This window comes from Treponema lecithinolyticum ATCC 700332 (genome assembly GCA_000468055.1).
Taxonomy (GTDB): Bacteria; Spirochaetota; Spirochaetia; order Treponematales; family Treponemataceae; genus Treponema_C; species Treponema_C lecithinolyticum.
The window spans coordinates 1-12,746 of record KI260556.1; the positions used below are offsets into that span (position 1 = coordinate 1).

The window sequence follows — 12,746 nt, forward strand, 5'->3', positions numbered from 1 at the left end:
GTTAGCACGCGCCTCGCGTGCGTCGGTTGCTGAGCGCTTTGCGCTCGAAGCCAGGCTTTTTTTATTTTAAAGGGGACTGGCGAAGACAGTCTCTGAAGTATTATCATAAAAGTGCAGACCTAAAAAACCGAAAAATATGTGGTACGATTCGCCGAACTTCATTTTTAATAATTGCATTGCTCGCAGATTTATTATATAATCATTATTATGAAAAAAATGGAGAAAGACGATAATCGACAATACGTCAAATTTTCGATCGGAGCAAAGCTTGTCAGTATCATTTCGGTGATGACGATTTTATTGCTCGGTATTATTACTCTCCTGGTTACGTGGTTCGGCGGACAGGATGTCAGAATCAGCGCGGAAGAAAATAATCGTACAGTGAACGCACAAGCTGCAAACTTGGCGGAAAAAGATCTGTCGTCGCTGCGCGCGAATGCGTTTTTGCTGTTGGATATCTTAAATAGGACGGAGAGCGGGAGTTCTTTTGCAAGGGAAACGTCGAATTTTTATTTTGAACGCAATCCGTCGGTAGCCGCCGTTTTGGTCACCGATTCGAGGCGCGCAGGCGGCTTGGAGCGAAAGCTTTTGAGTACGCCGTTTTTTTTATCGAATGAGTTGGATCCGTCGCTCGTGGATGTGTTTTTGGCGCAGTCGCGCGATGCGATTTTAGAAACGGAACGCGGTATCACCCGCGTAATAAACGCTTCTCCCGTATTCGATATTCCGATGCTCGTGCTGTGCTGGCCATACGCAGAAAAAGGTTTGCGGCAGGGCTTGGCGGTTTTCTTTTCCGCCGAAAAGCTCTCCGACAGCTTTGGTGCGGGTACGCTGCAGACGACGTATTTGGTAAACGGAGAGGGCGATATCCTGATCCATCCCGATTTTAATCTCGTAAAAAACGGTGCGAATGTCGGCAATTTTTCGCTTTTTACGCAAATGCAGGAAAACGGCGACACAAATCGCCAGCTTCTCGTCACCGATGATGCGGGTAAAAAATATTTCGGCTCGTATCGCCGTCTTTCTTTCGGTGAGCTTTCTGTTTTGACGACCGCTGATGCCGCCGTGCTTTTGCAGCCGGTTGCGGAAACGACGAAGCGCAACATCTATTTGACTGTCATCGTGCTGTTCCTTTCCATCATGTTTATCTGGTTTTTTTCAAAATCGATCAGCCGTCCGGTAAAAACACTCGCGCGCGCCGCAGAGCGGATCGAGCAGGGCGAGTTCGAACTTGATTTAAAGCCGAAGACACGGGATGAACTAGGGCTTTTGACGTCGAGCTTCGTAAAGATGGGCAAGGGACTTGCAGAGCGCGAGCGACTCAAAGATTCGTTCGGACGCTTTATTAACAAAGAAATCGCCGAGCTTGCCATGAGAGGCGAGCTTGCACTCGGAGGTGAAACGAAGGAGGCGACGATTTTCTTTTCCGACATCCGTTCGTTTACCGCCATCTCCGAAAAACTTACGCCGGCGGAAGTCGTTGAATTCTTAAACGAATATATGACGTCGATGGTCGAATGCGTCAACGCGACGCACGGCGTCGTTGATAAATTTATCGGAGATGCGGTTATGAGCGTGTGGGGAGCACCGACATCGGCCGGAAGTCCGAAAGAAGACGCGCTCAACTGCATCCGTGCTGCGCTGCGCATGAGGGCGGCGCTCATAATTTTTAACCGCGGGCGCGGAGGCGACAAAAAGCCTGTCATCCGCATCGGCTGCGGTATCAACTCCGGTCCCGTCGTCGCAGGTCAAATCGGCTCGACGCAGCGCATGGAGTACACGGTCATCGGAGACGCTGTCAACCTCGCTTCCCGCACGGAAGCGCTCAATAAGCCGCTGGGTACGGACATCCTTATCACCGAATATACCTATGCTCTTGTACATGACAGCGTGCTCGTTGAAGAGATGCCGTCGGTTACCGTCAAAGGCAAAGAAAAGCCGCTTCGCATGTTCGCCGTTATCAATATGCCTGCCGAAGACGGCATCCCCGGCGCAGGCGCGAAAGGGCCGAAGTCGCTTGCACAGATCAGGCGGGTGCTCGGTATTCCGACTCCCGATTTTGCAAAGGTAAATCTCGATGAAGACGAAAAGAAATACAAAATACAATCGTGAGTCCGTATCGGACGTATTGCAGGACATTTTTGTTGTGTTCTTTTCGTTGTCCGCTATCGGCTGTACCGCGTTTTTGTTTTTTAATAATTTAAATAAAACGATCGAGCGTGCCGACAAAGTGCCTGTTGCAACCGTTTCGTATAAATACAAAAGCGTTCAGCGCAAATTCCTCGACCGCTCCGTGTGGGATAGGCCGGTGCAGTATTCTCCCGTGTATAACGGCGACATCATCAGAACCGCGCCCGCCTCCGAAGCGAGGATCTATTTTCCCGATCAAAACGTCATCGATATCGGTGCGAATACGATGATTCAAATCTTTAAGCAGGCACAAAAAGACGAAACTGCCGTACAGGTCGCCGAGGGCAACGTTTCCGTGCAGACCGTCGGTTCTAAAGTTGCGGTCAAAGCGGACAACGTTTCCGTTGCAGTCGAAAAGGATTCCGTGCTGCACGTGCAAAAACTCGAAAGTGCGCAGAGAGAGGCGGTAAACGTTTTATCTTCGTCGGATGAAAGTGCATCTGCGGGCGGCATCGCCGGAGCCGGAAGAGAAGCCGAGATCGAAAGCGCCGCTCGGGGAGAAAACGCCGCTGCGAGCGGTGCGCTCCGTTTGACGGTAGAAAAGGGGACGGCCGCCATGACGACGGTTGAAGAGGAAAGAGCCGATGTGCGTGTGAGGCGAAGCGCCGCTGCGAATGCTTTACAGCCGACTGTACTCTCAGAAGGTGACGTCGTACAGGCGGGAAACAAAGCGGCCGTGTCTATGATACGCCCAGCTTCGGGAGCAAGACTTATCAATCAATATAAGAATACGCTTCCGGTATCGTTTTCGTGGCGCAGTTCGTTTCCCGACGATACCGAACTCGTTTTGGAAACTTCACGGAACAGGAATTTTGCAAAGTCCTACCGCCTTTCGCTTAAGGGATTGAAAGAAGTGACGCTGGACGAAAAGGCGGGAACCGTGTATTGGCGGATCTATGCGCTAGACAAGGGTGCGCGTGACGAATCTGCGGATTCGGGAAAATTTACCGTTTTGGACGCTCCTCCACCCGTTCTTTTCGAACCCGTGCCCGATCGCCGTTATGTGTACAAAGAGACGATCCCTGCGGTACGTTTTTTGTGGAAGGGTAACGACGTTTCTTCGTCGTACACGCTCGAAGCCGCCGACAACTCCGATATGCGAAATCCCGTAGTGGTTAAACAAGTGAGCGGGGAGACGGTAACGCTGCCGAATTTGAGCGAAGGGATGTGGTATTGGCGGGTGACGCCGAATTATATCGCCGATGAAAGCATCCTTCCGAAGCCTTCTGCGGTGTCGGTCTTTTCGATCGAAAAGCAAAAAGAGCTTCCTCCTATCAAGCTGATTACACCGGGCGCGATCGCCGATACTGCGGAAGGAAAAAGCGTTGCCTTTTCGTGGAAAAACGTAACCGAAGCGGTAAAATATCGGCTCGTTATCGCAAAAAGTGAATCGATGAGCGACGCCGTTGTCGAGCGGACGAGCGATATCAATTACTGTGAATTGAAAAATGCAGCAAAGACGCTTCCGAACGGTGTGTATTATTGGAAGGTTGAAGGACTCGACAAAAACGGCGAACGCTTGACGTCGAGTGCGCCCTCGGCATTTCGGAGCCGCGACAGCGAACTCTTTTTGCGCTCGCTTTTTCCTCCCGATAATTACGTTTTGGCCGATACGCTGTGTCTCGACTCGCGCTTTACGTGGAAGACGAATTTGGAAGGCGAGCAGCGCTTTCAAGTGTCCGTTTCGAATGATTTTTCATCCCCCATGCTCGACGTAAAAGCGCAAGGCTCCGGCATAGACGGTATGGTTTTGCCGCAGGGCGATTACTTTTGGCGCGTGTCGGTCAAAAGCGAATTCGAAGCGCTCGAAACGCCGCCGAAACGATTGACGATAGCGCCGGCGCTTCCTCCGCCCGAACTCGTCGACATCGGAGATGTCGTCGTCATTCACCCGAAACAAAAGAATACTTTTGCGTGGACGGCAGTTCCCGGCGCCGATTATTATCAAGTAAAGATCACGAAGCCCGGTTTGGATTCGGTACCGCTGTACGAAAGTTTGTACATCACGGATACCGGCGTGGAGATGGCGCTGCAGTCGATACGGGACGGCAATTATATAATGAGCGTACAAGGTTTTGCATCTTCGACGCTGACGTCGAGCAGGCGCTACAGTTATGCCGCCGATAAAGCGTTTATGCTCAAGCACTTGCGTCCGGTAGAACTCGTGTTGCCTGCACACAACGCAAAGATCGGCGGTGTGGATGCGGCTTTGAACCCCGGTTTCTTGCAGTGGTCTTCCGTTGAAAAGCCCGTAAAAACCCGACTCGTGCTTGAAAAGGCGGGACAAAAGGGCAGCGTGCTTTCCGTCTACGATCCTTCTTTTTCCGTGCGCCTTCCGCCTCTTTCGGCGGGGAATTACCGGTGGAGAGTTACCGCATCTACCCGCGACGGACTCGACATATCGTCGTTGCAGGACAACAGCTTTACCGTTTTGCCGATACCGCCGCTTGAAAGAGTCGCATTGGTATTCCCTTCCGACGGCGAAATCTTCGGCGTAAGCTTTTTCAAAGCGAACCGGAGCATCGTATTCCGCTGGAAAAAGAACGGAGAGGCGACACACTATGTGATCCGACTCTACAACGACAAAAAGCAAAAGATTTTTGAACGCGAAATAGATGCACGCACGGCATCTTCGCGTACGGACGGCGGCTGTGCATTCGATTTCGGCGACCTTGCGAAATTGTCGCGCGGAATTTTTTACGCGGAAGTTGAGCCCGAGCGGCGATTGAAAAACGGTATGCTTTTCCAAAAGGGCAACGTTTCGAGCCGCCGCTTCGTCATCGACTTGCCGAAAGCGACATCGGTAGAAACTGATGCGCCGGGAGTGCTCTATGGAAAATAAGCGATGTACCGCGGCGCTTTTGTGCCTGCTTTCTTTGCTGCCGCTCGCTGCACAAAGCAGAGGAGACCGCACCGATCCCGATGCGCACTATTTTATTCAAGAAGGAGAGGAGGGTGCGGTACTCTATCAACGCCTTTCGTGGAAAGCGATCGACGACATATTCGGATTTGAATTCGAACTCGAACAAAGGGATGCGGCGGGTGCGTGGCGCGCGATAGACAAAAAAATCGTACGGGATCATTTTATCGATGTGTCGCTGCCGCCGGGAAACTACCGCTATAAGGTAACCGTCATCAATTTACTCGAACAAAAGGAAGCGTCGAGCGCGTATCGGAACTTCGACATATTGATCGCCTATCAGCCGGAAGTCGAATCCGTGACGCCGCGCCTCATCTATCTCGACGAATTTTTCGACGGAACGTTCACCGTTACGGGCGGCAATTTTTTCGACGATACCGTTTTCGTATTTGAAAAAGCGGGCGGCGGAACGATAACGCTCAAGCCCGAAGAACTGTCGAAAAACGGCAAAAAAGCGCGTTTTGAATTGAATACGAATCGATTCCAGCCCGGCACCTACGTTTTTATTGCGCGCGATAAAAGCGGTCTGGTCGATAAAAGCGAAGACGTGATATTCCGCTTCCAAAAGCCGATCGATACCTATGTTTCACTCGGTTACGCGTTTACAGGCTTTACGGGAGAGAGCGTGTTCAAAGCGTATTATAATCGTACCGTTGCCCCTTTGGGCGGCGTCTTTCGCCTTAGTGTGCTGCCGTTTAAACGAACTTACGGCCACTTCGGGTTTAACGTAAATTACAGTGCGGCGATGATGCGCAAGCAGCTGGACGATTATACGCTCGACGGCGCGCTCATGCTGACGAACGTCAACGCGGCATACGTATACCCGATCATCAAGCACCGGTTGAATCTCGACATACACGCCGGAGCGGGCGCCGTATTTTTAATGCAGAGCAAATTTTCGTTTGACGGCGGCAGCGTAAAAAGCCCCACGTATTGGTATTGGGGATTCGATGTGGACGCGGGAACGGCGCTGCAAGTCTTTGTTTATAAAAAGATGTATCTTGAGCTGAACGTCGATCATTTTTTTGTGTTTCGAGACGGCTTGCCGAAGTATATGTTTCAACCGCAATTTTCGGTCGGCTGGATGTTTTAAGTGGAGTTGTTATGCGTAAATTTAGTACCGTACTTATCGGTGCCGCTTCGGTTGCGGCATTGTTCGCGATAACCGCCTGCAAAGAGCTCTTTGCGAACATAGAAGAAGATTTTTCATACTGGGCGTCGGAACCCGTCATTACCGGCTTCACAGCGGCGTCTTCTGCACAGACGAGCCCGGCAGGCGTTCAGTGCGTGCCGTCGGCAACCGATGCGGTGATTACGCTTACCGTGCGCAATCCCAAAAACTTTTCGTTTGTAATGCCGGGTACAGGTGCGCCGGCGGATATCGTAAGGTTCGCAAGCGGCATACACGATGCTTCCGGGACAAAGGCTCCCGAAGCAGGCACCGATTATACGCTTTCGCAAAGCGGACAAAGTACGTTGACGCTGACGTACAAACCGGCTTTTTTGAAGCGGTACGAGCAAAGCCGTGCGAACATCGGCGCTTCGATTACGCTCTACAGTACCGACGGCAGAAAATTCAATCAAACCTACTCATTCGATTTGGAAGCGAATACGCCGCCGCCGGATCCCGCGCCCGTTGAGGCATCGGCAGCTAATAAAATCGCGCTTTTTAAAACGTGTACACCCGAAGGCGGCAAACACTATTACGTTTTGTGCTTTAAGGTGGACGGCTTACCCGGAGAAAACGTGCCGGCAAATGTTCCGCTGCACAGCGATCTTACACACGTATATGTGAGCAAAAACGGCGGCACTGAAACGGCATGTCCTGTTATGCTCAACTCAGGCGACTTTGTTATAACAAATCCTCTAAATACCGCTTTTATCGCGAAAACCGATGCCGCTCCGTTATCGAACGCAGAAGCGGATGCCCTTTCGGGAAGCCCGCAGCCGGACACCGTTCCTTTAGGCCCGTGGGTGCTCTACCTTAAAACGGACGTTCCCGTAGGCGGCGTTACGGCAAAATACGGCATACGGCTCTTCGACGGAAAATTTTATTCCGCACGCGCGGAACAGACGATAGGTAAGCGCGAGCTTCCCGCTCCTAAGGTATTCGCCGATTCGACGATGAATAATACGGCGGATTCGGGCGTATATACGGAAAAAGGCGCGACGGATGCGTCAGGCAATAACGACTTAAACGGCGGGGGCGCGACGATCGGCGGCGTCTTGCCCGACGGTTCGGACGTGGCTCACGCGATCCCCGTGTACAGCGCATACGGGAATGCGGTAAAACTCACGATTAAAAAACCTGACGGAACCGATTATCCTGCAGGAGTTACCGTAACGGGAAGCGCTGAAAAAGACTCGGGTGATTCCGTTCCCGGCAGTGCATCCTTTACGGCGGGACAGAGCGCCGTTGTGACACTTCCTTCTCCGGCGGACGGAGGCGGGGTAGCCGTGTACAAAGTCGTCTTTAAGGCGACAGGCGAGGGCTTTGACGACAGCACTACGCGGACGCTGTACTACAAAGTGCGCAGAGAAGTAAAGGCGGTTTCGGGGCTGAATCGGCAAATGTGGCATATATTGAAAAAAGCAATCGAGTACACAAGTGCGGGCGGCACCGTTGTAGTAAACGGAGAAATAAAAGCGACGAACGCTCCCGACAACTACGACGAAATCACCATCAATAAAAACCTAACCATACGGGGGAACAACAAGACTTTCGACATTCTAAACGCAAATACAACTGACGGCAGTAAACCGGGACATCGCATCTTCTCCGTAAACTTCGGTACGCTTACGCTTAAAAACCTTACGCTCAAAGGCGGTATCTGCCCCAGTGGAGCCGGCGGCGGTATCTATATAAGCAATAACAGTTCTTCATGCAAAATGACGGATACGGATATTAAAAATTGTACCGTATCCGGCGGAAACAAACTGGGAGGCGCTGTATATGTCAGAATAGACGGCAGCCTTATTGTCGAATCCGGCTGCGTGATCTCCGGCAACACTGCGCCGGACGGCAAAGGTGCGGCCGTTTATCTTGAAAGCGGCGGCACATTCAATATAGCAGGTGACGCACAGATCAACGAAGCGAACGACGTATTTTTGGAAAAGAATGCCGATGTTCCGTATGTCCCGTCTAAAAACGCAAAGCTGACTGTAACGGCGCCTCTTACGGGCACGCACATCGTCGCAAGAATAACGCCTGACGATTATACGGCAGGCATTGCAGCCGTAAATGCTTCCGGCGTAGACATCAGCGCGTATGCGAACAGGTTTAAAATAACCGATCAAAATCCGACGACTCCGTGGAAGCTCATACATAACGGCACCGACCTCGTCTTGAAACAGGTGACGACTGTCATACCAAGCGGCAGCAACGCATGGAAAACGCTGAAAAATGCTATTGAAGCATCGACGGTGGAAGACGGCGACGAATTTGTTATACAGGGTGCTATAACGGCAACAAGCGCGACGGGTGACCACGGTGCGATCAGCGTAACAAAAAAGATTACCGTAAAAGGAGCCGGCTCAACTCCCACACTCGACGCAGATACTCGAAGCCGTATCTTTACCGTAGAAAACGGCGGAGAACTCACGCTTGAAAACCTAACGCTTAAAAAAGGAAAGGCGGACGGGACACAAGATGCGGACAAATACGGAGGCGGCATACTTGTCAAAGAGGGATGCGAGGCGAAACTTAAAAACTGCACCGTTAAGGCGTGCGCGGCAGCGGAAAAAGGCGGCGGTATTTGTTCATTCGGTAAGCTGACCTTGGACGGCTCCACTATCGGCGGCGCTTCGGCATCCGACGGCAATAAAGCAAAGAACGGCGGCGGCATCTTCCTTACCGGAAGCGACGCGGCCTGTACGATGACCGGCGGGAAGATTTCCTACAATGAGGCGCGGCGCACTGACAGTGAAAGACCTGACGGGGGCGGAATTTACATTGAACAATCCGCTTCCTTTACGATGAAAAGCGGCGAAATCAGTAACAACAAAAGCGAAAACAGCAACAGCATAGTAGCATACGGCGGCGGTGTGTACGTAAAGGGTCAGGCCGGCGGTACTTCTGCCTCATTCACCTTAGAAAACGGAACTATCAAAAATAACACTGCATATTTCGGCGGCGGCGTTGTGCTGAATAACGGGGGAATATTTAACATGCAAGGCGGCACTATCGAAGGTAATCACGCAACAAACGGCGGCGGCGTTGGGGTACAAGGTATAATGAAAATGGCAGGCGGCACTATTAGCGGGAATACGGCAAGTGGACACGGCAAAGGCGTATATGTTTCCACAAGCCAGAGGGTAATAGAGATGTCCGGCAGCGCAAAGATAGATACAGACAACGACGTATATTTGGACGGAATGTCCTCAAGTAATGCAAAGATAACCGTTGACGGCACCTTGAACCCGCTGGGCGGAATTGCCGCCCGCATTACGCCTAAAAACTACAGCGAAACTCCGCCGGTACAAGTGCTTACGGGAAGCGAAGTCGGCTCGGAACACGGCAAATTCACCGTAACGCCGAAGGGCAACGAGTATTGGACAGTGGACAGCAACGGTTACTTGACAAACAATAAAACTGTCATTTTTAACAATATTACGAAGGATCAAATAGAAGCTGCAATCAAAGCTGCAGATCCTTCAATGATTTATAATGAGGGTGATAAAATTGACCACATGGCATTGGATGGCAAACTGGTACTTTATATGACAGGTAAACGTGATTACGGCATTATGCACGTTACCGAAGTAAACAACGGAGGTGGAGGATATATTAAGTTTAATTACAAAACCTTTAGAACATATAATAGCGATGTTCTGCAAAATAGTGGTAAAGTGGTAAATGGAGGCACGAGCTTTGATTTAGACTCCGGAGGATCTGGTTCCAGTGGTAATGATTTTTCTCTTAAAAATACCGGTCAGAAGCGGTTCAAGGTTTTAGACAATGCCAAATTTTATATACTGCCTAATTAATGGGGTAATTCCAATGGATAATATGTAATTACCGATTAAAACTCAAGGAGGTTTTTATGTTAAAATATTGTTTACGGGAAAACTTACTCACTCCTGCGCCGGATGACTACATGGCGCAGGCGGCGGACGTGCGCTCGTACACCCTTGACGAGATTATCGGCCTTATGATGCAAAAAGGCTCCACGCTCACGCGGGCCGACGTGGCTGCTACCCTGCAAGTCTACGGCGAAGTGTGCGCAGCGCTCATCGCCGACGGCTCTGCCGTCAACACCCCGCTTATGAACACCTCTTTAAGCATATCGGGCGTATTCAATGGGGCTGCCGACACCTTCGACAAAAAACGGCACACGGTCAACTTGAACATGAGCGCAGGCACACTCTTGCGCGACGCTGTAAGCAAAATCAAATGCGAAAAAACCGAAAGCACAAGCACCGGCCCCTACATCACCGAAGTTACCGACATCGTATCGGGCAAGGTGAACGAAGTGCTCACCAAAGGCGGCATTATACAGCTTACCGGAAGCCGCTTAAAATTCGATGCAAAAGACTCAAAGCAAGGCATCTTCTTTGTACCTGAAACGGGAGCACCTGAGAGCGCCGCCGTCCGTGCCTCCGTCATCGCCGAAAACAAACCCGCCCGCCTTATGGCCGTCATCCCCGCAGACCTTGCGGCAGGAACATACTATATGGAAGTGAGAACAAAACTTTCAGGCGGCGGTACCAAACTAAAAACCGTAAAAAAAAGCACCTTCGGTAAACCGCTTACAGTTACACCGTAAACGCTAAAAAAACGGAAATTAACCCTCCCTGCAGCAGGGAGGCATAGCTCCCGACAGTATGGAAGGATAACTCCACACAACACGGAGGCATAGCTCCCGACAGTATGGAGGGAGTGCTCCACACAGCAGGGAGGCATAGCTCCATAAAGTGCGGGGGAATAAAGACGAATTCAATTAATTGATAAAGTATAATTGGTAAAGTGTAATTTATAAAGTATAATTAATAATTGTTAATGGAGAATTGATGTGAAGAAAAATTATGTAAAAATAATACTCTGTGAGCCGGTGTTTTTGTGGATTATGGGAGCTTCCGTTCTTTTTGCCCAAGAGGTTGAGGATGAACCTAAGAGAGAAAAAGACGGCCTTCATTGGTCTTTGGGTATTTCGGCGGAAGGGAATATGAATGTACCGAAAGGCTATGCCTTGGGCGCAGGTCTTTACGGGATGTTTGTATTGCCTGATTGGGTTAAAACGGGCAGGTTTTCAGCCGGTGCAAAGCTCTTGTATTCGACGGGATTTAAAAGATACAGTCTTCTTGATACGGCTCTTTTGTTCCGCTGGAACTTCTATGATTTTGCAAAGTTTAAAACCTGCGATTCGGGCTTTTTTGTTCAGGCGGAAGGAGGCGTTTCCTTAGGCTGGAACGGAAAGGCCGCAAAACCCTTTGTATTCGGTTTGGGAGAAGGAACATTCGGTTACCGCTTTGCAGTAAAAAACTTTTTTATCGAGCCCTATATAAAAGGCGGCTACCCCGTAATCTGGGCTGCCGGAATGAGCGGAGGATTTAGAATATGAAAAAACGGAAAAGTCGGATTTTAGTTTTATTTTTGGCGGTACTTTTGGTATCGATTATGTCTTGTGAAAACCCGTTTTTTAAGAAGATGCTGGTTGAAGAGGAAAAGGGGGAAACCGTACCTGAAAAACCGCATGCCCCCTTTATCGAAGGCGGCGCATCGCTCATCTTAAGCCCCGACAAGCTCGACATCAGAGTTAAGGCTGTAACCTCGGACGGTTCCGCCGTAGCTGTAGAAGGCTGTACCGAAACGGAGCTTACAAGCGGTGCCGAAACCGTGCTGTATGCAACAGGCAGAAGGGTCATCCTCAAAGGAAACATCATCAAGCTGTTCTGCGGCAGCAATCAGCTTACCGCCCTTAACGTGCAGGGCTTAACCGCTTTGCAAGAGCTGTGGTGCGGAAGCAATCGGCTTACAGCACTTAATGTGCAGGGCTTAACCGCTTTGCAAGAGCTGTACTGCTCCGGCAATCGGCTTACCGCACTTAACGTGCAGGGCTTAACCGCTTTGAAAGACTTGGGCTGCCGCGGCAATCAGCTAACCGCCCTTAACGTGCAGGGCTTAACCGCTTTAAAAAGGCTGGACTGCTCCGGCAATCGGCTTACCGCACTTAACGTGCAGGGCTTAACCGCATTGTACAAGCTGAACTGCTACGGCAACCGGCTTAACGCAGACGCATTTAAAAAGCTCTTTGACGATTTACCGGTTCGGGCGGATAGTGATAATGCGAGGTGTGTTCTTTACACCGAAGAATCCGGCGTTACCGAAGGCAATCACACAGACTTTAGCGCTCCGCCTGACTTAGCCGCAGCCTTTAATAATGCAAAAACGGTAAAGAAATGGAAGATGTATAAACGACATGGAAGCGGGAATAGTGTTGAGATTTAACGCTACATTCGAGCGTTTCGTATCGGGCGGATCGAATGTGTCCACTCGTTCGGGTGAAGGATCTTTCTCCCTTCGAGCGAGGGAGGCCGCTTCTTCCGAGCGAAGGGAATGGCTCCCTCCGAACGGGGGAAGCGAAATGTTCTTGCGGATTGGGACGTCGCATATAAAATCAAGGAAACTGTCCAAAAA

General features: G+C 50.6%; 7 protein-coding genes. All 7 read left to right on the forward strand.

The features are described from left to right. Positions 1-207: 207 nt before the first annotated feature. Positions 208-2,112: an adenylate/guanylate cyclase domain-containing protein gene (locus tag HMPREF9193_RS02060; RefSeq protein ID WP_021686391.1), complete on the forward strand. Its 1,905-nt coding sequence runs from the start codon at positions 208-210 to the stop codon at positions 2,110-2,112. After that, positions 2,078-5,032 (forward strand): FecR family protein, encoded by a 2,955-nt coding sequence (locus tag HMPREF9193_RS02065; protein ID WP_021686392.1) that lies wholly within the window; start codon positions 2,078-2,080, stop codon positions 5,030-5,032. Before HMPREF9193_RS02060 ends, HMPREF9193_RS02065 begins: the two co-directional genes overlap by 35 nt. Beyond that, a complete protein-coding gene (locus HMPREF9193_RS02070; protein WP_021686393.1) occupies positions 5,022-6,203 on the forward strand; it encodes a hypothetical protein in 1,182 nt (393 codons plus the stop codon). Before HMPREF9193_RS02065 ends, HMPREF9193_RS02070 begins: the two co-directional genes overlap by 11 nt. A gap of 11 nt (positions 6,204-6,214) precedes the next feature. Continuing rightward, positions 6,215-10,096 carry a right-handed parallel beta-helix repeat-containing protein gene (locus tag HMPREF9193_RS02075; protein WP_021686394.1) on the forward strand — a complete coding sequence of 1,294 codons (3,882 nt, stop codon included), beginning with the start codon at positions 6,215-6,217 and terminating at the stop codon, positions 10,094-10,096. Positions 10,097-10,152: 56 nt separating this feature from the next. After that, positions 10,153-10,875 (forward strand): DNA-binding domain-containing protein, encoded by a 723-nt coding sequence (locus tag HMPREF9193_RS02080; protein ID WP_021686395.1) that lies wholly within the window; start codon positions 10,153-10,155, stop codon positions 10,873-10,875. Between the two features lie 246 nt (positions 10,876-11,121). Then, positions 11,122-11,670, forward strand: coding sequence for a hypothetical protein (locus tag HMPREF9193_RS02085; protein ID WP_021686396.1), 549 nt, complete (start codon positions 11,122-11,124; stop codon positions 11,668-11,670). After that, on the forward strand, positions 11,667-12,557 hold the full coding sequence (locus tag HMPREF9193_RS02090; RefSeq protein ID WP_021686397.1) for a leucine-rich repeat domain-containing protein: 891 nt from the start codon (positions 11,667-11,669) through the stop codon (positions 12,555-12,557). The genes HMPREF9193_RS02085 and HMPREF9193_RS02090 overlap by 4 nt, the downstream gene beginning before the upstream one ends. Positions 12,558-12,746: the final 189 nt, after the last annotated feature.